This window comes from Shewanella sp. SM87 (assembly GCF_025653705.1).
GTDB classification, from domain to species: domain Bacteria; phylum Pseudomonadota; class Gammaproteobacteria; order Enterobacterales; family Shewanellaceae; genus Shewanella; species Shewanella oncorhynchi.
Map to the genome: position 1 here is coordinate 225,499 of NZ_JAKKSC010000004.1, position 24,956 is coordinate 250,454.

Below are 24,956 nucleotides of genomic sequence, written 5' to 3' on the forward strand. Positions count from 1 at the left end.
AGACGGTGAAATGACACTCTTGACCCAAAGCTCAACATGGCAAGCTTTATCAGCACACAGTAAAAATGTTCCGCATATGCGGGAATTGTTTGCAACTGACGCGGCACGTTTCAATAAAATGTCGCTATCAGCCTGTGGTTTATTACTGGATTACTCTAAAAACAGAGCAACAGCGGAAACGCTGGATCTGTTATTTGCGTTGGCAAGCAATAGCCAACTTGAAGCAAAAATCAAAGCGATGTTTGCAGGTGAAATCATTAACACCACAGAGAAGCGCGCCGTACTGCACACAGCGCTTCGCAGTACTGCAGAACAATCGATTATTGCTGAGGGTCAAGACATAGTTCCTGAAGTTCAACAAACTCTAGATAAGATGCAAGGGTTTGTGAACTCAGTGACGTCAGGTCAATGGAAAGGTTACACAGGTAAAGCGATAACCGATATTGTAAGTATTGGTATTGGCGGCTCTTTCCTAGGCCCCAAAATCGTCTCTCAAGCGTTGCGCCCTTATTGGAACCCCGAATTAAATTGTCACTTTGTGGCAAACGTCGACGGGACTTCTATTAGTGAGAAGCTGAAGTTACTGGATCCTGAAACGACCTTGTTCATCATGTCATCCAAATCTTTCGGGACACAGGAAACCTTAACGAATACCCTCACCGCAAGAGACTGGTTCCTAGCGAAAGGCGGTTTGCAGTCTGATGTGGCAAAACACTTTGTCGCAGTCACTTCAAACGTGGCAAAAGCGACAGATTTTGGTATCGATGCAAACAATATTTTCCCTCTGTGGGATTGGGTTGGTGGCCGTTACTCTCTCTGGTCAGCGATTGGCTTGCCGATTGCACTTTTGATCGGTATGGATAACTTCAGAGCTCTACTCACGGGTGCGCATCAAATGGATGAGCACTTTGCTACAGCGCCACTGACTGAGAATATGCCAGTTATCATGGGATTACTCTCCCTATGGTACGGAAACTTCTTTAATGCTCAGTCCCATGTAGTATTAACCTACGATCATTATCTGCGAGGCCTACCCGCTTACTTCCAGCAGCTCGACATGGAAAGTAACGGTAAGTCAGTCACCTTAAATGGTACTGATGTTGACTACAGCACAGGTCCCGTCATTTGGGGGGGCGAAGGCACTAATGGCCAACATGCCTACCACCAGCTATTACATCAAGGTACCGCACTGATCCCTGCCGATTTCATTATGCCGCTGCAAAGCCATAATCCTATCGGTGAGCACCATGACCAATTAGCGTCAAACTGCTTCGGTCAAACCCAGGCCTTAATGCAAGGTCGTACTTTTGATGAAGCTTTAGCCGAACTTGCTAATAGCGCATTATCCGCCACAGAGAAGCAGCTGATCGCTCAACATAAAGTCATGCCTGGTAACAAGCCGAGCAATACCTTACTTATGGATAAGCTCACACCAAGTACCCTAGGCGCTTTAATTGCCTTGTATGAACATAGAACATTCGTTCAAGGTGCTATTTGGGATATCAACTCCTTCGATCAATGGGGTGTAGAACTCGGTAAGAATCTCGGTAACGATGTGTTAGCACGCATTGGCGCAGAGCAAGATTCCGATGCTTTAGATGCCTCAAGCAACGCATTGATTAACCTTTATCGACAAGGCAAAATCTAATCGAACAAAAAGCCAGCAATTGCTGGCTTTTTAATTCTACCCCGTTCTTTTTATTAAATTTTCCTACTTAACTCCGCTCTACTTCTGCATATAACATCAATGACATATCACTCAAAGTTCATTTCAACTTAACACAAATGAAACATAATTCTTGCACCCTGTTTTAAAAATATGTTATTTAATCGCTGACAAAACATACAACAACAGGAGGTTGCCATGGATAGTTTAGATTATGGTTGTGCGCTAGATGAAGTCGTTGAAAGACCCGATCGTTCGCGAGGCTCCAATAAAAAGCGTAAATGGCGTGAGATCGAAGCGTTAAAAGATAAGCATCGTTTGCTCAAAGAACTCCAAGAAATCGATAATAACTTTAACTACGACATTGATGCTATCCAGTTGTAATTACATGTTTATATGAGCTAGTTATCATTTCAAACATGAATAGAAAAGCGCCCTTCGGCGCTTTTTTTATTTACAACTATTGGAGCAAACAGAATATAAGCTGGATATGGTCTTACGGGCAGGAATTTTAAAAAATAAATCAACAACAGTAGCTTACGATGGCACCGAACATCATCGACTCCGATAATACTTTACAAATCCCAACCAACTTTGGCTCACGAGACATCGCCGTCAGAATCAAAAATGTGCTCCTCAGCCGTATAAAAACACCAGCTTAAGCCCACAACATGGGCCCAATAAACTAAAGAGTATTAGTCAGACGCTGTGAGATAAACCCGTAAATCTTCAAATTCTTTCTGCTCTCGATCCAGAAACAAAGGATCATCGATCAGCGATTTCTGACACTCTAACTCAATAACTTGCCAATCTTGCTCAGTTAAACTTTTGGCTAACAAAGGAAATATTTCCCGTTCCTCCATCTGCATATGTCGCTCTTGCAATGCGACATACTCTGCAAAATCAACAATCAGTTTCTCGCGGGCAACCACAATATCACTGAGGATCAAGTTTAAAGTCGCCATCAAGGTGGCCGAGGATTGGATCACCGACTCATGTTCGGCACTCAATTTATCGATAGTATCGTTCGTTTTATGGGCTAGGTAGTAGGCATAAATAATGTCTTCAATGGGATGATGGCAACGTTCAGCATATCCTTGCATATATTCAACAATATCGCGCACGACGCTGAAGTTGATTGACTCACCTTCGGATAGTTTCATTTGCTTGTTTTTTAAAACATTTAGCAATACAGCTATATGTTTATGATCATGCATGAGTCTTTTAAGCATAATGCCTCCTGAATATGGGTCTGACTATTGATACTAGCCAAGTCGTGAACTAACACCAATATAACAGGCTAAAACCTGTTCACTTTATGACGTTGATCAAGTAAATCACATACCAAACAGTAAACAGACCACAAACATTAGCACGTCTCGGCATATTTCAGGGAAATTTAGCTGTTTATCTCACCACTTTGCGATTTCTAATCACTTTTTTATTCGTAAATACCACAACCACATAGTCATTTGGCAAGCTGATGTAATTGCTGTTGTAGCTTTTTAAACTCAAGTCTTAATACTTGCTGCGATTCGATTAACTGTGATTCATCGACATCCTTAACTGCAAGATACGGGTAATCCTTGAGAAGTTTTTGTTCAAGCACTAATGCTTGCTCAGTCTCCTTCGCTTCGATGAGGACTTGTAACCGATGTAAATACTCAGTCAATGACACTTGGTTGATTTCAGCAGGCTCAGATAATTTTGGTGCATTCATAGACCTTGCAGCGATAGCGGGGCTAATTGCATCCTGCTGCTCAGTTGCTCCCAATGCGGCTTTAGCTTGCTGCATTTCCGTCTGTCTTTTATGTTCAGCCACGGCTTCTGTTTGCATGTTTAAAGATTGCATCGCTTCAGTATCAGCCATTCTTGCCATCGTTTGTGGCGCAGGGGCACTCATCACCATAGGACTTGGAGCAAGTGCATCTTCGACTTGAGGTCGATTCAGCACCAGCAGACCAACAACAAGCACTAACGATGCCGCGCTCGATAACGCCCAAGGATGGCGTCGCCAGACGGAACTTGACGCTTCAACGGCGGTTATTTTGCTTTGATGCATTTCAGCTAAGTGAGTTTGCGCCAGCTGTAAGATATCTTGATCAAGTTGCTGCGGTGCAACCTCTAAGGCCTGTTGGCGATACCAAGCCAGCACTTCCTGTTGTAATGCGCGCTCATCAGCACTTGAAGAAGAATTACTCATGACCCGCCTCCTGCCATTTCGCGCTGACACAATCTTTTAGGCTTTGGTAAGCATAACGAATACGGCTTTTAGTCGCTTCTAAGGTCACGCCCGCAATGTCGCTAATGATGGCAGCCGTAAAACCCATTTCAATATTCAGGATAAATGCCTCTTTCTGAACTTGGGGTAACAGTGCGATACAGGTCTTTAGCAATAAGCTCTTTTGCGCTTCTTGCCACTGCACATCGGGTTTATCTTGCTCACCCGCCACAAAAGTATCGAGCCCTACATCATCTTCATCAGTAGCGACAAAATCCACGGGCTTAACCGCCCGCACATGATCAATCAATAAGTTATGAGCGATACGATACAACCAGGTAGTAAACTTAGCACTGGCTTCGTAGTTAGCCGCAGCGCGGATCACCCGCCCCCAGGTTTCTTGATACAAATCTTCAGCTAACTGCTTATCACCTAACTGGCGTACAAAGTAGCGATAGAGTGCACCTTTGTGCTTCAGGTATAACTGTTCAAATGCTTTTGAATCGCCCTTGGCATAGCACAACATCAATTGCTCATCTGAGTGCTCATGGTTTGATAATTGCGCTATTGCTAATGCCACGGGAAATTCCTCATCATTGGGGTTAGCCCCACGAATTTACTTTTACTATTGTAATCTCTCATTGCGCGTATTGCTCTTGTCTCTCACTGGCTCGCCATGAAGCTTATCTTGGGGAGGAAAAGGTTTATCCGTACCATCGAATACCTTCTTAATCGGCACATGATTAGATTGCTCTATGGCCGCGGCGGTTTCCATTAATTGCACAAACTCATGGCGATATCCAAAGGGATCGTCCCCTAATGCCGAACGTGCTAACTGGCTTAACTTAGTATAATCAAATTGATGTAGATAATGGCTGCCATTCAGTAATTGCCCTAATCCTGCAACCGCTGCTGCAAATCTAAAATCATCACTCGCTTGTTCTAACAGCTTAACATTTTGGTCTAACCTGATGGGATAACTCAGTAACTGACTCTGTGTTTGCTCTGGCAGCTTATATCTCAGTTTAAGGAAAGCGATTTCTTCACGGCTGTATTTTTCTTGCCCCGTTTGAGCATCAACGCCATATCTGAGTTTATCATTCGCCATCTGCCCTGCTTCAACATATCTTAATTCATATAAGGCAGTCACTGTATGACCCGCGCCAATTTCGCCCGCATCCACCTTATCGTTGTTGAAATCCTCCCGTGCTAAAGCACGATTCTCATAACCGATTAGACGATACTCAGACACTAAGGCCGGATTAAACTCCACTTGCACTTTGACGTCTTTAGCAATAGTGAACAAGCTTGAACTTAACTCGTCCACCAGCACTTTTCGCGCTTCATTCAGGGTATCGATATAGGCATAGTTACCATTGCCCTTATCCGCTAATTGCTCCATGAGTTGATCGTTGTAATTCCCCAAACCGAACCCTAAGGTTGTCAGGCCAATACCATGATCTTTTTCCTTCTCAATCAAGGCAATCAAATCATCAAAATCTGTCATACCAACGTTGAAATCACCATCCGTCGCGAGGATGACTCGATTAATACCATGGGGGATAAAATGCTTTTTCGCCAATTGATAGGCTTGTGTGATTCCTTGCCCACCATTGGTTGAACCACCTGCGCTCAATTGCTCTAACGCATAGGTTAAAGTTTGAGTGTCATTACCCGACGCGCCATCGAGCACCACACCAGCAGCCCCAGCATAAACCACAATAGAAACTTTATCCTGCGCGCTTAATTGCGCCGTCAGCAACTTGAGTGCTGTTTGCAGTAAAGGCAATTTATCTGCAGATGCCATAGAACCTGACACATCGAGCAAAAAGACTAAGTTACTGGCACCTAACTGAGATTTAGGTAAGTCATACCCTTTAAGACCAATCCGTAACAGCATCATGTCATCGTTATAAGGGGATGGCGCAAGCTCTGTCGTCACACTAAACGGCGCGGTATTTTTAGCAGGTAAAGGATAATCGTAGGCAAAATAATTAAGCATTTCCTCGACTCTGACTGTACCTTTCTCGGGCAAGCGCCCTTCCCTCAGCATCCGCCTTAAGGTGGCATAACTGCCAGTATCAACATCGATGGAAAAAGTCGATACTGGGATTTCTCCTGCCACCATGATGCCATTTTGCACCAGCGGCTCGAATTTATTTTGTGCTAACGGAATCGCGGCATAGTCTGACGGCGTTGGGGTAATGTTCATTCCCATCACTGCACCATGGGTAGACATTTGCATCGGCGCCGCGACTCTGGCCATCTCAATCTGAGTGGCATCACGCATTTCAGCACGGCGTAGTGACACTTCTTTATGACTCTGTTCGGCTTGCAGCTCCGCTTGTCGTTGTTGAGCCTCAGAGCCTTTACTGCCACAGGCCGTTAAACTCAGCATGACTAAGAATAAAGCTGCGCTATTGCTCGCCGATATGCTGACGCTTCCCCAAGATAATAAGGAATGTGCAATGGTTTTCTGGGAGTATATTGTTTTCATGTTGAATGCCTTTGATGTTGACCTAAGGCTGTAAACGGTACAAATGACTAAAAGGGTTAAAGTATCAAAATATTTTACAAACCACTCTTAAATGAGAATCAAACAGCCTCCAAGCACACTATTTATACAAAACAAAGTATTTTCAATCGTTTTTGCAATCAAGCTCACACTGCGTCTTGTATCAGGTCACTAAAATAGAAGCTTGTTACTCGCCTCGCTATGGGACCCACTCGTGTCACACTCAGCTCATTTGTTTTCCCTAAGAATCGCCCACGCACTCACAGAAGCTTGCGTGAAGGATAAGTATTCGTTTAAACGTTTTGGGCAAGATCTTCTTGCAGGCCTCACTGTCGGCATTATTGCCATTCCGTTAGCAATGGCATTAGCCATTGCCAGTGGAGTTGCACCTCAATACGGTTTATACACTGCGATTGTCGGCGGTTTTATTATCGCCATATCTGGCGGCTCACGTTATAGCGTGTCAGGCCCGACAGCGGCATTCGTAGTATTGCTCTATCCGATAGCCCAACAGTTTGGTTTAGCAGGATTATTAATCGCGACTGTGATGTCCGGAATGATACTCGTCGGCATGGCAATGCTGCGACTTGGCCGATTAATTTTGTATATCCCTGAATCCGTTACCTTAGGCTTTACCGCGGGGATAGGTGTCGTCATCGCTACCTTGCAGCTCAAAGATTTTTTCGGACTCGATATAGCCCAGATGCCAGAGCAATATCTGGCTAAGTTGATGACATTAGCTCAAGCGCTACCCTCGGTGCATTTACCTAGCCTACTGGTAGCATCCGCGACCTTAGCGACTATGCTACTTTGGCCAAAACTCAAAACACCTGTGCCAGCGCACCTTCCAGCTATTATACTCGGCACTATGTTCGCCTTGGTTCTCAATGCCATGGGTGCAGATATAGAAACCATAGGAACCCGTTTTCACTATCAACTGAGTGATGGCACCACAGGCATGGGAATTCCTGCCGTATTACCCAGTTTCGAATGGCCTTGGCTGCAAGCTGGCGCGAATGGCCAAGCGTTTCAGTTTAATCTCGCGACCTTTCAAGCCTTATTACCTGCAGCCTTTGCCATTGCCATGTTAGGCGCAATTGAATCGCTACTGTGTGCAGTGGTGCTCGATGGCATGACAGGTAAACGTCACAGTGCCAACAGTGAATTACTAGGGCAAGGTATAGGTAATATCATCACGCCGTTTTTTGGCGGTATTCCGGCAACTGCAGCAATTGCCCGTAGCGCGGCAAACGTCAAAGCGGGCGCTCAGAGCCCGATAGCGGCCATGATCCACGCCATAGTAGTCTTAATTGGTTTAGTCGCCTTAGCGGGCGTATTAGCTTATTTGCCCATGTCAGCCATGGCAGCCCTGCTACTTGTTGTGGCTTGGAACATGAGTGAAGCCCACAAAGCACTACATTTAATTAAAACTGCGCCCACCAGCGATATCATGGTTTTTGTCAGTTGCTTTTCATTAACGGTTATTTTCGACATGGTGATAGCCATCAGTGTGGGAATTATCCTTGCTGCCTTGCTGTTTATGAAAGAAATTGCCGAGATGACAAAGCTTTACGATATCAGCACCAACAAGCGTTATGTGGATCAAGAGTTACCTGCCGATTGGGCTGTCCTCAAAATTAACGGGCCGCTATTTTTCGCTGCTGCTGACCGCATTTTCTCCGAAATCGCGAGTCTCACCGAAGATAAACAAGTGATAGTGCTTTATCTCGATGGAGTATCTATTCTGGATGCGGGAGGATTAGCCGCACTGACGAAGCTGATTGAAAAATGCAAAGCGAATAAGACTAAGCTCATTATCGCCGATCTGCAGTTCCAGCCCATCCGAACGCTGGCGAGAGCGAAGATCCAGCCAATTGAAGGTGTATTGAAGTTTTACTCGACCCTACGTGAAGCCATGACAGAAGCGCCAGTCATCACTCAGCAAACAGAAATCACTGCGGATAAGCAGACACAGTAAACCAGTAGCACGATCTCAGGGCTTAATGCTGCTGACTTATCTCAAAGGCCAATCTCAGGATTGGTCTTTTTTATAGCTCAATTCCCCAAGCCATTCATCACAGCAAAAGACGTTTTTTCGCTCGCAAAAACGGGCAGAAATGACGAGGATCATGGTATTATTCAGCGCCATGATGCTTGCCACCAGTGACGGCTAGACAAGCATCAACTGTACCTAGACCTGAAACAAGGTCAAAATATAATTAAAATTAGTGAGTTAAGGAGTTATCATGCAAGCCCTTGTTGCTGTTGTTATGGGTTCTAAAAGTGATTGGCCCACGATGGAAGCCGCCGCTGAGATAATGGATAAACTGCAAGTGCCTTATCATGTTGAAGTGGTTTCCGCCCATAGAACGCCAGATAAACTCATGGAGTTTGCAGCCTCTGCCGCCGAACGTGGTTTTAAAATCATCATTGGTGGCGCCGGTGGTGCAGCGCACTTACCCGGTATGATCGCCTCTAAAACTCGCTTACCCGTATTAGGTGTACCAGTCCAAAGTAAAGCCCTGTCAGGTATGGATAGCTTATTGTCTATCGTTCAAATGCCAAAAGGCATCGCCGTCGGCACCTTAGCCATAGGTACAGCGGGCGCATTCAATGCGGGATTATTGGCCTGCCAAATCCTTGCGAATAACGATGCAGAATTAGCGGCTCGTGTTGACGCTTTCAGAGAAGAACAGACCCGTGCGGTACTGGACAATCCAGACCCGAGGGAAGTCTAATGACCCAGACAAACACTAAACCTAAGGTTTGGGTATTAGGTAATGGTCAGCTGGGCGCCATGTTGACCCACGCTGGTGAGCCATTAGCAATTGAAGTTAACGCCGTCGATATCATGACGCCTACGGATGAAATCCTGCCACTCGCGCCCCACGACATTATCACCGCCGAGCGCGAACAGTGGCCAGAGTCCGCCCTGAGTTTACAACTCAGCTCACACCCCCATTTTGTTAATGGTCCGGTATTTAGCCGTTTAGCCGACCGTTTTAGCCAAAAGAGTCTACTCGACCAGCTCAGCGTTCCCACGGCGCCTTGGACCTTAGTCGACGATAACACCCAAGTCGATACCCTGTATCAACATTATGGTCCTAGAGTCTTGATGAAACGCCGTACCGGTGGTTATGACGGTAAAGGTCAACATTGGCTTAAACAAGCCGAAGTGGGCGATATTCCAAATGATTGGCGTAACCTTGCGATTGCTGAGCAAGCGATTAATTTTGATGAAGAAGTATCATTGGTTGGCGTGCGTACTCGCGAAGGCGAATGCGTGTTTTATCCGCTGACGCTGAACTTGCATCAGGACGGCATTTTAATGGCGTCGATTTCGCCACTGGCACGCTTAACCCCCTTGCAAACCCAAGCCGAAACTATGCTCAGCGCCATTATGCACGAGCTTGAATACGTCGGCGTGATGGCGATGGAATGCTTCCGTGTTGGCGATGAGCTACTGGTGAATGAGCTGGCGCCGCGAGTGCACAACTCTGGGCATTGGACCCAAGCCGGAACCCATATGGATCAATTCCAGCTGCATCTTAGAGCACTTTGCGGAATTGCGATCCCACAGCCACAAGTGAATTTTCAGTGTGTTATGGTCAACCTTATCGGTATCGATAATGACCCTCGCTGGTTAAGTTTGCCCAATGCAGAGTTGTACTGGTACAACAAAGAAGTTCGCCCGGGTCGTAAAGTCGGACATTTAAACCTATCAGTGCCAAATCAAACTGTGCTCAACCAGAGCATAGCCGCACTGCAAACTTGGATGCCAATCCAATACCAAGCACCATTAGCTTGGATATTGGCCGAATACGCAGAAAATTCGCGTTAATTCAGTATTTAGTACCAAAATCACTGATATGAAATTGTTCACAGTTTCATATCAGTTTATATTTCAATTTTCGTTATATACTTAACTGAACTCAGTGTGAATACGTTAGTGATGTATAGCATTCAATGATTACTAGCAATGACACAGATAAAGGAATAGTCGAGTGAAATTAAGGGATAATTTCAAACGCAAGACCATAGATCGCTTAGATTATCGCTATCATCTGCTACTGCTTATAGTGCCGATATGTCTATTCATCCTGCTGTTTATCTTTAATGCACCCACAGAAAATTGGACTATCCTGCCCTTACTGTTTGTTTGCATCATTTATATTTTTGCCTACAGCCTAATTTACTATTTGCATCAGGGTCGTTTAACTCGACTATGGCAGCATTTAGAGCAAGTCGTCACCATCAACGATGCCATCTATGAACTCGCCCATCTCTCGAGCCATTATAAAAATGAGCATGCCTTTCTGGACGCCTTACTCAATAAAGCCGTGTACGTGATTAATGGTGCCGAAATGGGCAGCATCATTAAAATCAACGAGGTGAATAATAAACTGTATTTTGAATCTGTCGTGGGGCTCGATTTAGCAAAACTCAGACAACTGGATTTTACCTTAGAGCAAACTTTTGAATATCGACTCACTGAAGGGAGATGCGACCAAGTGGTGGTCATCAATGATATGAAGAATATCAATGCGGCTAGCACCTTAACGGAAGATGATCAAAAAGTGTTACTCTCAGTGTCGAAGCAGCCGATACGCTCAACCCTGTCTAGCCCAATTCGTATTGATGGCAAACTGTATGCCATGCTCAATCTCGATAGCAGTAGCCTTGGCGCCTTTAGCGATTACGACCGCAATCTTGTCTCTATCCTAACTCACGAAGCTAGCAATGCCATTGCGCTCTATCAGAAGTCACTGCAGATCACTAAACTCGCCAATTTTGATCCATTAACAGGACTTTATAATCGAAAGAATTTTGAAGATGAACTGCACCACTGGCAACACAAGCCTCACTTAGGCAGTTTTTTAATTATTATCGATATGGACAATCTCAAGTCCATTAATGATGCCTATGGGCACCAGATGGGTGATGTTGCCATCAAGCGAACAGCCACCGCCATTCTCGCCTATTGGCAAAATAAAGGCATTATTTCCCGTTTTGGTGGCGATGAGTTTGTCGCTTTATGCCATGGGCCGTTAGCTCAAATTGAACAGGACTTAGATGATATGCGCAAAACCTTGAATCAAGGTTCAGAGCTTAGCCTAGGTTTTAGTTTTGGTATTGCCCCCTTCGAAGCCGATTGGTATCAATCCTTTAAGACTGCAGATCATGCTATGTATGAGCAAAAACGTGCGAAGAAAAAAGCCATTCAGGCATTAGAAACCTTCGCAGTGAAAGCGCAATAAATCAATTGAAGTATGGTGCTGCAGCCGATGTCAAAAGGCTAATATCAACAATCAGTAAGTGTCGGAGTTGAATATTTGAGTTTACTATCTCAATTAGCTATCTCGATTAGCTATCTCGATTAAATATCTAAATTGAACACCGACAGTCAGCCATTCTCACTTAAGTCGCTGACAATGATATAAAAACGTAACCCTAACCAAAAAATAAACGCCACAGCCAAGATGAATCTAAATCTTCTTGGCAGGTTTTATATTGAGCCGCGTAGCGTTTCGACCTTTCATCCACCTTATTCGCCACTTTCACTAACCACGCCTTAGATTTATAACTGCCACGGCGATAACCGCCCCAGCCTTCGTGATAATTAAGATACTGCGCCCGCGCATCCCATTTAGATACGCCATTTATCTTATGGGTTTTGCTGATAAACCAGCCCATAAAATCCAAGGCATCATCGAAATCACTGCGGCTCGACCAACTGTTTCCCGTCTCACGCACATAATCATCCCACGTCATGGTCTTAGCCTGCGCATACCCATAGGCATCACTGGCACGGCCAATAGGGATAAAACCTAAAAAGTATTCCATCGGTGGCGCGGCATTGTGCTTGAATGAGCTCTCTTGATACATCATAGCTAACGGCACATGCACTGGCACACCCCATTTATCACGGACATCTTTAGCGGCATCGTACCAATCTCGGTGTTCTTGAAATATCTCACACAAATTTTCGGGAGACTTAGGCGGAGATGTCGCGCAACCTGACAAGATGCCGAGACTTGCGCAGAGTAAGATAGCGGAGGATTTATTCATTAATATCATGTTCTTTGGAGAGTTAGCTCGCGCCATGATGTCATAGACTCAGGCTGAGGCAAGCATAAAAAGCCTTTTTTGCGCTTAGAAGATCTCAACGCTAGGGGCTAAATCAATATGACTTAAATCGTATGTTGCTGGCTTACCACTTGAACTTAACACTTTGGCTATTTCGTTTCGGGACTCAGCTCAAACTGACACTCATGATCTTCTTGCTGCCACACGCCGGGTTCCCAATACGCAGTGTCTTTACCCATATAGCGCTTATCAGTGTGAAATAACGCACCGATATGATAACGCTGATGACTTTCGACATTGAGCTTGAATACTTTGGGTGTCCGCGCGGCAAGCGTGACTGACAAACTTGGATCATCGATCAGCTCCGCAACGGTAAATTCATATTCGCCAGGCGCTAACTGATAATTAGGCTTTGAAACGACTGCCTGCCCGTTTAAATGGGTCACCACAACTCGATACCAGTGAGTACTGGCATCGGGCTGCAAATAACCAGACACAGTACCACAGCCCAGAGGATCTTCAGGTGACGCGGCGCAGCCAGATAACAAGGCACTGAACACAATCAAAGCTGCGCGGGCACGTAGGCCAGTGAAAGAGAATAACCCCTCTTTCACGGCTTCACTCCAAAGTAATCTTCCAGATAATCATCGAATGAAACTGCACTCTGCGCCGTCTCTAGTTCAGCTTGCTTGTTAAGCGAACTGGATGCTTCAGCTTGATACTGCGCTATGGTCTCGCTCGACAAGGGATAATCGATAAAGTATTGGTAGTATTGCTGCGCTAACGTCATTACCCACTGACCATGATCTTGGCCCTTGTTGATCACGTTTTGCAGTACTTGTCCCGACAGGGTTAAATTCGGATCTTCAGCCGCTTTACGCCAATGGGCCAAAGCCACTTGATAATCCGTCCCCTCACCATCGAGCAATACTGCCAAAGGTTGCAAGGCATCAAACAACTCTTCTAACCAAGATTTAAGCGAACGTGAACCGTCTGCGGTTAATAACTCAAGCCCAGGTTTACGGCCTTCAAGCACCACAGCTTTAAGATTCGCGCTTAATCTCGCCTCTTCGCTCGCCTCAGACTTAGGCGACTGCGTTAATAAACAATAGAGTAGGAATAAATCAAGGAAACGCACTTGTGTCGCCTCAATGCCAACTGGGCTAAATGGATTAACATCCAGCGCTCTCACTTCAATGTATTCCACCCCAGCACGGGCCAGAGCTTCAGACGGTTTCTCGCCACTACGTGTGACCCGTTTCGCACGGATTGGCGAGTAGAACTCGTTTTCAATCTGCAATACATTGGCATTAAGTTGACGATACTCACCATCGACTTTAACGCCGATATTAGCAAAGTTTGCTGAAGGCATTTTAGTGGCAGCATTCACGCCAGCCAGATACTCAGGCAAAGAGTTATAGCTGATATTTAGATCTTCTTGCTCTTTGTTGGTGTAGCCTAAATCACTCATACGCAACGAAGTGGCATAGGGCAGATACAGAGTTCCATGGCCCGTTTTTTCAAACTTGAGGTCGGTTTTTTGATCTTTAATAAAGGAGCTACATAACGCTGGCGAGGCACCAAATAAATAAGGAAGTACCCACACTAAACGGCGATAGTTACGGATCAAGCCGAAATAGGATTCTGAAATAAAATCATCGTAAGTTAACTGTTTATCACTTAACTCATACAGGCTTTGCCATAATTCTTGCGATACCGAAAAGTTAAAATGCACCCCAGAGATGATCTGCATCAGGGCGCCATAACGATAGGTTAACCCCTTACGATACAAGGTTTTCATCATGCCAGTATTCGATGAGCCATAGCGGGCAACGGGGATCTGTTGCTCATCTTTCACATAGCAAGGCATGCTCACGGGCCACAAACGCTGACCATTTAAGTGGCGCACGCTGAAGGCATGAGTCTCAGTTAACCCAGTGAGAAGTTGCTCAACATTGTGATTTACTGGCGTAATAAACTCGAGCAAGGCTTCACTGTAATCCGTCGTAATACGTGAATGCATTAACGCCGAGCCTAATGCTTCGGGATGCGAGTCTGTCGCGAGATAACCAAACTCATCAATCCGCAACGCCTCACGTTCTATGCCACGTAACATACCCAAGAGTGCTGTGCGCCCATTGGCGTCCGAGAGATGTTGTACTAATTCATTGAATGACTTCAATTTGCGCTTCTCTAATTGGTGATTCGCTATCGCGACAAGGTTAACAGTCAGACCTTTATTTTGAGGCTTATCTTGCAAAATATGCCTCAAAATAAATCTAAACCTGTCTGTGGGGCAAGCCAAATTCACACCTTGTATGATTAAAAGCAGACGGTGACAGCTAATGCTGTCACCGTCTTTCGATGTAAATCCGGTAAATATGGGGCAAATAGTCGTTAACTAATGCACCCGTCTATCCTACCTATATAAGGGCGAAATACTAATTTACAATACTAAAGTTTCAATTGGATAGCCCAATACCGCTAAATCCGCTTCAATTGTCGCTTTATCTCCCACCACCAGAATCACCATTTTATTGATATCTAGCTCGGAAGCCGCGAGGGCATTGAGTTCATCTTTTGTTACAGTATTAATGATCTTGTCCTGTTGAGTCGTAAAATCTTGACTCAATTGGTAACGTTGGATCATCCGCATAAAGCCCGCTTTTTGATACGGTGTTTCATAATCAAGAGCTTGCCCTTGAGAGACTGAATTACGCATAAAGGCAAGTTCAGTATCCGTCATGCCCTGCTGCTGATAAGCACTGATTTCTTTTACAAACTCAATGAGTGCTTTCGCCGTCACGTCACTGCGAACGTTACTTGATGCGACAAAATCGCCCACTTCAGCACCGCCTGTAAAACGAGTGCGAGCACCATAGGTATAACCTTTATCCTCACGTAAATTTAGGTTGATACGGCTATTGAATGCGCCGCCTAACGGATAATTCATCAGATAAGATTTAAAATAATCGCCTGTGGCATCGTAGGGTAATGCGCGCTTGGCAATATTGATTACCGATTGCGCCGCACCAGGTTTATCAATCACATAAATTGTGCCGCCTTTTAATGCAGGGAGTGGCTTAAGTGGCGGTACCACAGCTGCTTCTCCTTTCCACTGGTTTAATCCCGCTAATTTAGGCAGCAATGCAGATTCAGATAAATTAGCAACAGTGACAATTTTAGCGTTGCCGCCTTGATACTGCTGGGCATAAAACGCTTTTACATCGGCTAACGTAAGCGCCGCGACTGAATCGAGCGTGCCGAGATCATTCACACCTAACGCATTGTCTTTACCGTATAACAAAGACGACAACGCCGTATCAGCCAGATAGCTAGGATCGGACTGCATATGCTGGATCTGTTGTAATTGCTGCTGTTTCACTCGCGCAAAGTCAGCTTCGCTGAACGCTGGTTGAAACAGCTTTTCTTCCATAATCGCCAGCGTCTCATCTAAATGTGCTGTCAGAGCCGATAATTTGATCGAACTTTGATATTCAGACGCACTAAAATCGACACTACTACCTAGCATTTCTAAGGCTTGTGATAGTCCTTCACTGCTGCGCTTCTGACTCGATTCATTAAGCATTTCCGCAGTCAGCGTTGCTAAGCCTGCTTTTTCGACGGGTATGAGTCTGTGGCCACCATTGAGATAAACAATTAACTCAACTGTTGGTGTTTCAGTACTTTGAGTGCCCATGACTTCGATGCCATTGGCTAAGGTTTTTGTCCAAATTTTAGGTACTTTGAGCATAGGTGCAACGCCAGATGCAGGCATCTTAGTCCGATCAAAACTTGAAACAAGTTCAGGCTTGGGCAAATCCCCCTCTACCGCAGAGTGTGCAATCGGCAACGTTGCAGGCGTAAAGTTATCCGCATGGGCAATAAGTGACGTCATTCCCTGCGGCACCACACTCATAACCACCATAGGTTTATCTTTAATGTATTGCTTAAACACGCGCATCACATCGTCTTTGGTCACATTGGCATAACGATTCAGATCTGAGGCAATCATGTTCGGATTGCCCGACAGCGTTTGGTTCATCGCTAAAGTCGACACTTTGCCAGAAACACTCTGCAGGCTATAAATGGTATCAGCCTCAAACTGCACTTTGACTTTTTGCAGATCGTCATCGGTAACGCCACGTTGCTCAAACTCCTTAATCGAGTCGAGAATACGTTGCTCCAGATCCGCCAGTTTGCCGCCCTTTTCAGGATTGGCTAAAGCATAAATCGACATCTGACACGCAAGCTCTTGACAAGGATGACTCACATTAGCCTGCACGGCATAACCGTCCTTAACCAAGTTTTTATATAATAAGGATGTTTTACCACCACCTAAAATATTGGCCAACAGATCGAGCGCGGCCTCATCTGAATGTCTAGCGTATACAGTTGGAAAACCAATACGGATCAAAGGCAAGTGCACTTGATCTTCCATGGAGATGTAACGTGTCTTATCTAAGTTAACCAGCGCCTTTTGCTCTAACGAGACTTCAGGGCCGCGGGGGATTTCACCAAAATATTTATTTACCCAGGCTAAGGTTTGCATTTCATCGAAATCGCCACCTATGGTCAAGGTCGCATTGTTAGGGCCATACCAACGTTGGAAAAAGTGTTTAACATCGTCAACCGTGGCGCGATTAAGATCGTCCGGCCAGCCAATTACAGGCCAAGAATAAGGATGACCGACAGGGTACATAGCTTGGCTAAAACGCTCACTCATGCGGCCATAGGGCTGATTATCGATACGTTGTGCACGCTCGTTTTTGACGGTTTCGCGCTGCACTTCGAATTTTTCACTAGTGAGTGCGGGCAACAAAAAGCCCATACGGTCCGACTCAAGCCACAACATTTTTTCTAATTGATTGTTGGGTACTGTCTCAAAGTAATTGGTTCTGTCGGTATTAGTCGTGCCATTTAGGGTACCACCGGCTTCGGTAACCACTTCAAAATGCTGTTCATCGGCAACATGCTGCGAGCCTTGGAACATCATGTGTTCAAATAAATGCGCAAATCCCGAACGCCCAGCTAATTCACGGGCAGAGCCCACATGATAAGTGACGTCGACATGCACTAAGGGATCTGAATCATCTTGATGTAAAATAACCGTTAACCCATTGGCTAATTGGTACTTTTTGTAGGGGATCCCTACTTGCGAATCGGCCAATTGCACATTTTCGATAAGTTTAACGCCTGCGGGCAAGTTCGCCGTAGTCGTTTCAGATGCACAACCCGCAAGTGCGGCAGAAATTGCGACCGCTAATATCCATTTCTTCAAAACATTCCCCTCATACATCAATGGGCCAAAAATACAGCTTCATAATCATAGTGCTGCGTTTAGTCATAGTGCGCTTAAATGATTAAGCATTGGGATTTATGACTCGCGAAATTGACACTAAGTTCCTATCTATACAGTAAATTCAGTCTAAACGGAAAAACACTCCCCGCCCTTGACCATTAAATGCATCCTAGCGCCATCATGCCATCCATTGCAGCACGGCAGCGGCAACAATTAAGTAACGAATTGTTTTACCGATTAAAATCATCACCAAAGAGGGAATTAGCGGTAGCCTCAACCAACCCGCCAATAAACAGAGAATATCGCCGACAACCGGTGCCCATGAGAGTAACAACGCCCACACGCCGTAGCGTTCAATCAAGGCGAGCCCCTTTGCGTGTTTACCTGTCGCTAACGCTTCTGGTGATTTTGCTAGACGGCCTAAGCGGCCTAAATAGAAACTGGTCATCGCGCCCAACGTGTTACCAATACTGGCCACCACGACCAGCGCAACCCAAGCCTCTGGAGTTTTGTTTAATAGCGCCACGAGTAAGACTTCAGATCCCCCCGGTAACAAAGTCGCCGCTAAAAAAGCGCCGGAGAACATAATGCCTAACTCAGTCATAATGGCTTACTCAATGATAAATCTCTCTTTTTGTATTCAATGCGATAAGGTTTGTCATGGGTTAATTGAATGTTTCACTTAATCTTTTTACAACAAACTCACTTATCACAATAAGTTATAAGAAAAACGGTTTGTTATAACCCTAGCTCTGTCGATACAATGGTTAACTATGGCAGGCAATAACCATGCGCATGACTGAGAGCGCGTTAACATCACGCTCAACTCGTTAAATACGAATCCTATCATCGCAGGCCTATTGGCTCACTCTTAATTTATTTTTCTGGAATATGCATGATCCTTCAAACCATTAGCCGCATTCCGTTTTGGCAAAAAGTCTTAGCAGGCTTTATCTTAGGTGCGCTCGTTGGCGTTATTTTAGGTGAAAGCGCCACAGTGCTAAAACCATTAGGTGATCTGTTCATTGGGGCCATTAAGATGTTGGTCGCGCCTTTGGTATTTTGTGCCATTGTCGTGAGTATCACATCGCTCAACTCGCAAACCAGTCTGAAACGCCTGAGCTTGAAAACTTTGGGTATGTTCATGCTGACAGGCACAATCGCCTCTCTGATCGGCTTAGCTGTGGGCTCAATGATCGACATGGGTGGCACCATGCAACTCACAACGACTGAAGTGCGCGAGCGTAATATTCCCGGTTTCGCACAAGTGTTGCTCGACATGATCCCTGTCAATCCTTTTGCTTCACTCGCTGAAGGCAAGGTACTGCAAATTATCGTGTTTGCAGCTTTGGTGGGTATAGCTATCAATAAAGTCGGCGAGAAAGCAGAGCCATTAAAACGCACTATTGAAGCAGGCGCAGAAGTCATGTTCCAACTGACTCGCATGGTCTTAAAACTCACTCCTATCGGTGTGTTTGGTTTAATGGCATGGGTTGTGGGTGAATATGGTTTATCGACTCTACTGCCTTTAGGTAAGTTTATCGGGGCTATCTACATTGCCGCTTTTATCCACATCATCTTTGTTTACGGTGGCTTAGTGAAATTTGTCGGTGGTTTAAGCCCACTGCAATTTTTCCGCAAAGCTATGCCAGCGCAGTTAGTCGCCTTTAGTACTTCTTCAAGTTTCGGTACTTTACCTGCGAGCACTCGCGCAGTCGAAACCATGGGCGTATCAAAGCGTTATAGTGCCTTTGTGATGCCATTAGGTGCGACCATGAATATGGACGGCTGTGGGGGGATTTACCCTGCGATAGCCGCTATCTTCATCGCTCAAATTTACAATATTCCGCTCGACACACTGGACTATGTGATGATCGCCGTGACTGCGACAGTGGCTTCTGTTGGTACCGCTGGCGTACCAGGAAGTGCGATGGTGATGTTAACTGTCACCTTAGGTGTGATTGGTCTGCCACTTGAAGGCATTGCCTTTATCGCCGCAATTGACCGTATTATCGATATGATCCGCACAGCAACTAACGTGACGGGCGATATGATGACTGCTGTTGTGATTGGTAAATCCGAAAATGAACTCGATGAAGTACAGTTCTATTCGAATGACAATCAAGACATTACACCTGTGAGTTCGTAGCAATAACAATACTGTATAAACAGTATTAAGCTAAATCATCAGTACCATTGACCACAGTAAGAGACCGCTTCGGCGGTCTCTTTTATTATCCTGCAAACAGTCTTTAATCTATTGGCTTTAGAGACCACAATCGACTTCGACAGTCTCTATTAACTGCAAAATAGGTTACTCAAATAAGATCAAGCTGTTAGACTCTAAAACCACTCTAACTCACACTTTAGCAGAACAGACAATGACGAGACTCTTCCTTATCCCGCTGATCCTATGTTTGTTTTGGGCGTTATTTTTAAAAGCCAACAAACTCACACTAAAACAAGGCCGACGAGGTTTTATCTACATTATCGGTATAGGTGGCGGGCTGATTTTAATCCTTATGGCATTACTCTGGTTAACGGCTTAGGTTAATACCAAGGATTCATTTTCTAAATTAGTGACTTAACAAAAAGCCAACTCAATACTGAGTTGGCCTTAGTAATAAAACAGCGTTAACGACTAGAATAAATTCGAAGATAAACCCGCTAAATTTACCCACTCAGTCAAGCCCAATCAGTTAACCCAATCTGTCATCACCCCAGCACGGCAAGTAAAATCCCCGCAGCCACAGCAGAACCTAGCACTCCCGCCACATTGGGTCCCATAGCGTGCATCAACAAGAAGTTATGTTGATTGGCCTCTAATCCAACTTTGTTCACGACTCGCGCTGCCATAGGCACAGCCGACACCCCTGCCGCACCAATCAACGGATTAATCTTACCACCCGACAACTTACACATCAGTTTTGCCATCAATACACCTGCAGCAGTACCAATGCCAAATGCTAAAGCTCCCAATACCAAAATCCCTAAGGTTTCAAGTCGCAGGAATTGGTCGGCTGATAACTTAGAACCGACAGCTAACCCTAAGAAAATCGTAACGATATTGATAAGCTCGTTCTGCGCCGTTTTCGATAATCTATCCACCACGCCCGATTCACGCATCAAGTTACCAAGACAAAACATGCCCACTAGAGGTGTGGCAGCAGGTAAGAAGAGAATCGTTAATCCCAGTACCATCAAAGGGAAAATGATCTTTTCCTTCTTACTGACTTCGCGCAGCTGCTCCATTTTTATTTCGCGCTCGGCTTGAGTTGTCAGTAAACGCATGATCGGCGGTTGAATAATAGGGACTAACGCCATGTAGGAATAGGCCGCGACCGCAATCGCACCTAATAACTCAGGCGCCAGTTTTGAGGCAAGGAAAATCGCCGTTGGTCCATCGGCACCGCCAATAATCGCAATGGCCGCTGCATCCTTCATGGTGAACTCAAATCCCGGCACTAAGTTCAGCGCTATTGCGCCAATCAGTGTCGCAAAAATCCCAAACTGCGCAGCCGCCCCTAATAACAGAGTTTTAGGATTCGCTATCAAGGCACCAAAGTCGGTCAGCGCGCCGACGCCCATAAAGATCAACAGTGGGAACACCCCAGTTTCAATCCCCACATGATAGGCGTAATACAGGATGCCACCTTCTTCGGTAAATCCCGCATGGGGAATGTTCGCCAGCACTGCACCAAAACCAATGGGCAACAATAGCAAAGGCTCAAATCCACGCACTATGGCGAGATACAAGAGCAAAGCGCCCACTGCCATCATCAACACTTGCCCGCCAGTAAAGTGAGCGATACCTGTCTCGGCCCAAAAAGCCATTAAACCTTCCATAATGACTCCTACGCCAAGGCCAGTAATTGGGAACCCACAGACACTGAGTCACCTTCTTTCACCCAGATCTTAGCGATAATACCATCGCCCTGAGCACGAATTTCGGTTTCCATCTTCATCGCCTCAAGGATGATCACGACATCGCCTTCACACACTCTATCGCCAGGAGAAACATGCACTTTGAAGATATTGCCCGACAAAGGCGCGCTCATTTCAAGCCTGATTTCACCATGGCTTGTTGCTGGTGTTGTACTCTCAGTCACAGCTTGCACAGCATGAACACTTTGGCCCTGTGGCTGGATTTGCGAGATCTCACCGCCTGCGGCGACTTCAACTACGTACTCTTGCCCTTCGACAGTTACCGTGTAGGTTTCAGGGCCACGATCCGCAGCATTAGAAGCAGCAAGTACCGAAGTCAGCTCAGGCTTAGGCTCAAAGGCGCTCGGATCGTCACGATTCTTTAAGAACTGCAATCCTATTTGTGGGAAGAGTGCATATGTCAGCACATCATCGTCATGCTCTGAAGATAGGCGAATGCCTTGTTCCTGTGCTTTATCAGCTAACTCAAGCCGTAATTTAGCTAGCTCTGGCGTTAATAAATCAGCAGGGCGACATGTAATGGCTTCGGCTCCTTGTAAGACTCTCGCTTGCAATGCGGCATTGACTGGCGCAGGCGTCGCGCCATATTCGCCCTTAAGCACGCCTTCAGTCTCTTTAGTCAGTGACTTATAACGCTCCCCCATTAGCACATTGATTACCGCCTGCGAGCCGACAATCTGCGATGTCGGTGTCACTAAGGGCAAAAAACCTAAGTCAGCACGCACGCGAGGAATTTCTTCCAAGACCAAGTCCATCTTATCGGCCGCGCCTTGTTCCTTTAGTTGGCTCTCCATATTGGTCAGCATGCCACCAGGCACTTGTGCACGTAAGATCCGCGAATCAATGCCTTTCAGCGCGCCTTCAAACTTAGCGTACTTCTTGCGTACTTCACGGAAATAAGCGGCAATCTCCTCAAGCAATACCATATCGTAACCAGTCGCACGCTCAGTATCTTCCACCATAGCGATAACGGTTTCAGTAGCAGTATGTCCATAGGTTTGACTCATCGACGAAATTGCCGTATCGAGCACATCGATACCCGCTTCAATGGCTTTCTGGTAAGTGGGGGTACTTAATCCTGTCGTCGCATGACAATGCATAGATAACACGAGTTGCGTTTGGGATTTTAGTCGACTGATAAGCTCAAACGCTTCCATAGGCTTAAGTAAGCCCGCCATATCTTTGATACACAAAGAATCACATCCCATATCTTCGAGACGTTTTGCCATATCAACCCAAGTCTCTATGGTATGCACAGGGCTAGTCGTGTATGAGATAGTCCCCTGCGCATGGCCGCCAACTTGGCGCACCGCTTTCACCGCAGTTTCGAGATTACGAACATCATTCATTGCATCGAAAATACGAAATACATCGACGCCATTAGTATGAGCACGCTCAACAAAACGCGTGACTAAATCATCGGCATAATGGCGATAACCTAATAAGTTTTGGCCACGCAGCAGCATTTGTTGCGGCGTATTCGGCATCGCCTTTTTCAACTCACGAATTCTGTCCCAGGGATCTTCACCAAGATAACGAATACAGGCATCAAAAGTCGCCCCACCCCAAGATTCCAACGACCAGAAACCAATCTTATCGAGTAACGGCGCTATAGGTAACATGTCATCAATGCGTAAGCGCGTCGCTAAAATGGATTGATGTGCGTCCCGCAATACGACATCAGTTAAAAATAATGGCTTAGCCACTGCTGTCGTAGAATTAGATACAAAAGTCATACTGCTCCCCATTACTTAATCTGTGAACGATACTGCTTTACCGCTAGTGAAATCGCAGCGACCAAGCTTGGATCTAAAGGTTTAGCATCAGATTCCGCTACCCTCTGCTGACTCTTAGCATGATTTTTAGCAAAACGTGCAGATGCAGCATCGACTGCACACCAACGCGCAACCAAATGAATCCCAAGGATTAGTACACTTAAAAATAAATAAACTAAGCCCATCCCCAAAAACATAATGCCAACGGCATCCAATAAAGATTGTGTTACATCCTCCATAGCTCCCCTACCCCTTCCTCTCTAGATCCCTATCAACAGCGCGATTGCCCCAAAATCATCGCTATCGCATTACAAGTTCAAAATTCATCAAATGAACTGCTCACAAACTATGGTTCTTCCGTAAACAGACACATAGCGACCACCAATCAGAAAAATTGAATAAAAAATCACATTTCAAAGCTAACCAATCACACAACAAGAAAACCAGCTGAACTCAACCTGCTACGAACATAACCAATTGATAACAAAAAAACCATATCAGTGTAAATTGGTCTTACCAATATTAAGTAAATCCACAGACAGCAAGTTATTAATCCTCATAAATCGAGCGATTAATTCAATATTCCATAATGAAACAAGCATAATGTTGGATTTAAGCTGAAGTGATCTCTTAAGCTAAAAAATGATTCCTAAATTGAAAACAACGAGCATAGGAATAAACCAAGTGAAAAAATATGCAAATTTAACAATCCAAGCTACTACCATCTGACTAAGTGGCAAAATAAAAAGGAATATTGTTCTGAAGACATTGTTTGAAGAAGAGGAATGGGTTCAATTCAGCAAATTAAATCATCGGTTTTGACAACTTAAATGCCCCCTAGATACCAACACAGAGCAGTGCCTAACAATACGGTTGGTGTGTGAAACCGCTATCTTAAAAGATAAGCAACAGTGCCACCTGAGCTAGAGCTCAGGCGTTTAGTTATGCGCAGGATTAAGCAATAGGACGAGAACGAAATAGGAAATCCTAGGACCGACAAAGAACTCAGTAATTGAAATGGTTAGTGAGTTGGTGAGTTAGTGAGTTGGTGAGTTAGTGAGTTGGTGAGTTGGTGAGTTGGTGAGTTGGTGAGTTGGTGAGTTGGTGAGTTGGTGAGTTGGTGAGTTGGTGAGTAAAAATAGCGGAGAAACATGCAAGCTGAAAGAAAAACGGACTAATTTCTACAAATTGCAGACGCAAAAAAGCCAGCTTATTTAGCTGGCTTGGTTACATCTCAATGAGATAATTAGGCGCTTGGCGATGACCTACTCTCACATGGGGAGACCCCACACTACCATCGGCGCGTTTGCGTTTCACTTCTGAGTTCGGGATGGGATCAGGTGGTTCCACAAGGCTATTGTCACCAAGCAAATTCTGTTTATTACCGTGTCCATCACTGGCTCACGCTAATAATAATTCGGAAAGCTGATTTTCTTTGTTTGAGT

Annotated in this window: 20 protein-coding genes and 1 rRNA gene; 8 read left to right on the top strand and 13 right to left on the bottom strand. The window is 45.3% G+C overall.

The features are described from left to right. Positions 1 to 10 precede the first annotated feature (10 nt). Positions 11 to 1,648, top strand: coding sequence for a glucose-6-phosphate isomerase (gene pgi / locus L5M11_RS05130; RefSeq protein ID WP_263191551.1), 1,638 nt, complete (start codon positions 11 to 13; stop codon positions 1,646 to 1,648). Between the two features lie 216 nt (positions 1,649 to 1,864). After that, a complete protein-coding gene (locus tag L5M11_RS05135; RefSeq protein WP_263191552.1) occupies positions 1,865 to 2,050 on the top strand; it encodes a DUF3545 family protein in 186 nt (61 codons plus the stop codon). Positions 2,051 to 2,361: 311 nt separating this feature from the next. Here the strand turns inward: L5M11_RS05135 and L5M11_RS05140 are convergent, their stop codons facing one another. The 4 genes from L5M11_RS05140 to L5M11_RS05155 form a co-directional block, all read right to left on the bottom strand. Beyond that, positions 2,362 to 2,898: a hemerythrin domain-containing protein gene (locus L5M11_RS05140; RefSeq protein ID WP_105249947.1), complete on the bottom strand. Its 537-nt coding sequence runs from the start codon at positions 2,896 to 2,898 to the stop codon at positions 2,362 to 2,364. Positions 2,899 to 3,134: 236 nt separating this feature from the next. Further along, positions 3,135 to 3,869, bottom strand: a complete 735-nt coding sequence (locus L5M11_RS05145; protein ID WP_263191553.1) for a hypothetical protein — start codon at positions 3,867 to 3,869, stop codon at positions 3,135 to 3,137. Beyond that, positions 3,862 to 4,467: a sigma-70 family RNA polymerase sigma factor gene (locus L5M11_RS05150; RefSeq protein WP_212601281.1), complete on the bottom strand. Its 606-nt coding sequence runs from the start codon at positions 4,465 to 4,467 to the stop codon at positions 3,862 to 3,864. The genes L5M11_RS05145 and L5M11_RS05150 overlap by 8 nt, the downstream gene beginning before the upstream one ends. Positions 4,468 to 4,512: 45 nt before the next feature. Beyond that, positions 4,513 to 6,384: a vWA domain-containing protein gene (locus L5M11_RS05155; RefSeq protein ID WP_263191554.1), complete on the bottom strand. Its 1,872-nt coding sequence runs from the start codon at positions 6,382 to 6,384 to the stop codon at positions 4,513 to 4,515. 232 nt (positions 6,385 to 6,616) lie between these two features. Here L5M11_RS05155 and dauA point away from each other — a divergent pair, with 232 nt between their 5' ends. The 4 genes from dauA (at position 6,617) to L5M11_RS05175 (ending at position 11,660) form a co-directional block, all read left to right on the top strand. Beyond that, on the top strand, positions 6,617 to 8,380 hold the full coding sequence (gene dauA, locus L5M11_RS05160) for a C4-dicarboxylic acid transporter DauA (protein ID WP_219252014.1): 1,764 nt from the start codon (positions 6,617 to 6,619) through the stop codon (positions 8,378 to 8,380). A gap of 268 nt (positions 8,381 to 8,648) precedes the next feature. Beyond that, positions 8,649 to 9,140: a 5-(carboxyamino)imidazole ribonucleotide mutase gene (gene purE / locus L5M11_RS05165; protein ID WP_028760937.1), complete on the top strand. Its 492-nt coding sequence runs from the start codon at positions 8,649 to 8,651 to the stop codon at positions 9,138 to 9,140. Then, a complete protein-coding gene (purK, locus tag L5M11_RS05170) occupies positions 9,140 to 10,243 on the top strand; it encodes a 5-(carboxyamino)imidazole ribonucleotide synthase (RefSeq protein ID WP_219252013.1) in 1,104 nt (367 codons plus the stop codon). Before purE ends, purK begins: the two co-directional genes overlap by 1 nt. Positions 10,244 to 10,406: 163 nt before the next feature. After that, on the top strand, positions 10,407 to 11,660 hold the full coding sequence (locus L5M11_RS05175) for a sensor domain-containing diguanylate cyclase (RefSeq protein WP_263191556.1): 1,254 nt from the start codon (positions 10,407 to 10,409) through the stop codon (positions 11,658 to 11,660). A gap of 193 nt (positions 11,661 to 11,853) precedes the next feature. Here L5M11_RS05175 and L5M11_RS05180 read toward each other — a convergent pair whose 3' ends face one another. The 5 genes from L5M11_RS05180 to L5M11_RS05200 all read right to left on the bottom strand — a co-directional run bounded on the left by L5M11_RS05180 (position 11,854) and on the right by L5M11_RS05200 (position 18,395). Then, positions 11,854 to 12,471 (bottom strand): hypothetical protein, encoded by a 618-nt coding sequence (locus tag L5M11_RS05180; protein WP_302479695.1) that lies wholly within the window; start codon positions 12,469 to 12,471, stop codon positions 11,854 to 11,856. Between the two features lie 167 nt (positions 12,472 to 12,638). Beyond that, entirely contained in the window at positions 12,639 to 13,103 is a 465-nt protein-coding gene (locus tag L5M11_RS05185; RefSeq protein WP_168823560.1) for a hypothetical protein, read from the bottom strand. Beyond that, the gene (gshA, locus tag L5M11_RS05190) at positions 13,100 to 14,749 is read right to left on the bottom strand and encodes a glutamate--cysteine ligase (protein WP_263191558.1); all 1,650 of its coding nucleotides are present in this window, start codon (positions 14,747 to 14,749) and stop codon (positions 13,100 to 13,102) included. The genes L5M11_RS05185 and gshA overlap by 4 nt, the downstream gene beginning before the upstream one ends. A 186-nt stretch (positions 14,750 to 14,935) precedes the next feature. Then, positions 14,936 to 17,788 carry a M16 family metallopeptidase gene (locus L5M11_RS05195; protein WP_263185984.1) on the bottom strand — a complete coding sequence of 951 codons (2,853 nt, stop codon included), beginning with the start codon at positions 17,786 to 17,788 and terminating at the stop codon, positions 14,936 to 14,938. A gap of 181 nt (positions 17,789 to 17,969) precedes the next feature. Further along, positions 17,970 to 18,395: a YqaA family protein gene (locus L5M11_RS05200; RefSeq protein ID WP_028760944.1), complete on the bottom strand. Its 426-nt coding sequence runs from the start codon at positions 18,393 to 18,395 to the stop codon at positions 17,970 to 17,972. Between the two features lie 291 nt (positions 18,396 to 18,686). On the opposite strand from L5M11_RS05200, the gene L5M11_RS05205 reads away from it, so the two are divergent. Both L5M11_RS05205 and L5M11_RS05210 read left to right on the top strand, forming a co-directional pair. Continuing rightward, positions 18,687 to 19,940 (top strand): dicarboxylate/amino acid:cation symporter, encoded by a 1,254-nt coding sequence (locus L5M11_RS05205; RefSeq protein WP_219234035.1) that lies wholly within the window; start codon positions 18,687 to 18,689, stop codon positions 19,938 to 19,940. Positions 19,941 to 20,172: 232 nt separating this feature from the next. After that, on the top strand, positions 20,173 to 20,340 hold the full coding sequence (locus L5M11_RS05210) for a hypothetical protein (RefSeq protein WP_168823570.1): 168 nt from the start codon (positions 20,173 to 20,175) through the stop codon (positions 20,338 to 20,340). 166 nt (positions 20,341 to 20,506) lie between these two features. On the opposite strand, the gene L5M11_RS05215 is transcribed toward L5M11_RS05210, so the two are convergent. The 4 genes from L5M11_RS05215 to rrf form a co-directional block, all read right to left on the bottom strand. Further along, positions 20,507 to 21,637 carry a sodium ion-translocating decarboxylase subunit beta gene (locus tag L5M11_RS05215; protein ID WP_263191560.1) on the bottom strand — a complete coding sequence of 377 codons (1,131 nt, stop codon included), beginning with the start codon at positions 21,635 to 21,637 and terminating at the stop codon, positions 20,507 to 20,509. Between the two features lie 8 nt (positions 21,638 to 21,645). Beyond that, on the bottom strand, positions 21,646 to 23,472 hold the full coding sequence (gene oadA / locus L5M11_RS05220) for a sodium-extruding oxaloacetate decarboxylase subunit alpha (RefSeq protein ID WP_263185981.1): 1,827 nt from the start codon (positions 23,470 to 23,472) through the stop codon (positions 21,646 to 21,648). Between the two features lie 11 nt (positions 23,473 to 23,483). After that, positions 23,484 to 23,750 carry an OadG family transporter subunit gene (locus L5M11_RS05225; RefSeq protein ID WP_168823576.1) on the bottom strand — a complete coding sequence of 89 codons (267 nt, stop codon included), beginning with the start codon at positions 23,748 to 23,750 and terminating at the stop codon, positions 23,484 to 23,486. Positions 23,751 to 24,763: 1,013 nt separating this feature from the next. Then, a 5S ribosomal RNA gene (rrf, locus tag L5M11_RS05230) occupies positions 24,764 to 24,879 on the bottom strand. Between the last annotated feature and the right edge of the window lie 77 nt (positions 24,880 to 24,956).

Bases quoted from the DNA above. Each gene is read 5' to 3' on its own strand.
- pgi (WP_263191551.1), top strand. From the start codon at position 11: ATGACACTCTTGACCCAAAGCTCAACATGGCAAGCTTTATCAGCACAC.
- L5M11_RS05135 (WP_263191552.1), top strand. From the start codon at position 1,865: ATGGATAGTTTAGATTATGGTTGTGCGCTAGATGAAGTCGTTGAAAGA.
- L5M11_RS05140 (WP_105249947.1), bottom strand. From the start codon at position 2,898: ATGCTTAAAAGACTCATGCATGATCATAAACATATAGCTGTATTGCTA.
- L5M11_RS05145 (WP_263191553.1), bottom strand. From the start codon at position 3,869: ATGAGTAATTCTTCTTCAAGTGCTGATGAGCGCGCATTACAACAGGAA.
- L5M11_RS05155 (WP_263191554.1), bottom strand. From the start codon at position 6,384: ATGAAAACAATATACTCCCAGAAAACCATTGCACATTCCTTATTATCT.
- purE (WP_028760937.1), top strand. From the start codon at position 8,649: ATGCAAGCCCTTGTTGCTGTTGTTATGGGTTCTAAAAGTGATTGGCCC.
- purK (WP_219252013.1), top strand. From the start codon at position 9,140: ATGACCCAGACAAACACTAAACCTAAGGTTTGGGTATTAGGTAATGGT.
- L5M11_RS05180 (WP_302479695.1), bottom strand. From the start codon at position 12,471: ATGAATAAATCCTCCGCTATCTTACTCTGCGCAAGTCTCGGCATCTTG.
- L5M11_RS05195 (WP_263185984.1), bottom strand. From the start codon at position 17,788: ATGTATGAGGGGAATGTTTTGAAGAAATGGATATTAGCGGTCGCAATT.
- L5M11_RS05200 (WP_028760944.1), bottom strand. From the start codon at position 18,395: ATGACTGAGTTAGGCATTATGTTCTCCGGCGCTTTTTTAGCGGCGACT.
- L5M11_RS05205 (WP_219234035.1), top strand. From the start codon at position 18,687: ATGATCCTTCAAACCATTAGCCGCATTCCGTTTTGGCAAAAAGTCTTA.
- L5M11_RS05210 (WP_168823570.1), top strand. From the start codon at position 20,173: ATGACGAGACTCTTCCTTATCCCGCTGATCCTATGTTTGTTTTGGGCG.
- L5M11_RS05215 (WP_263191560.1), bottom strand. From the start codon at position 21,637: ATGGAAGGTTTAATGGCTTTTTGGGCCGAGACAGGTATCGCTCACTTT.
- oadA (WP_263185981.1), bottom strand. From the start codon at position 23,472: ATGACTTTTGTATCTAATTCTACGACAGCAGTGGCTAAGCCATTATTT.
- L5M11_RS05225 (WP_168823576.1), bottom strand. From the start codon at position 23,750: ATGGAGGATGTAACACAATCTTTATTGGATGCCGTTGGCATTATGTTT.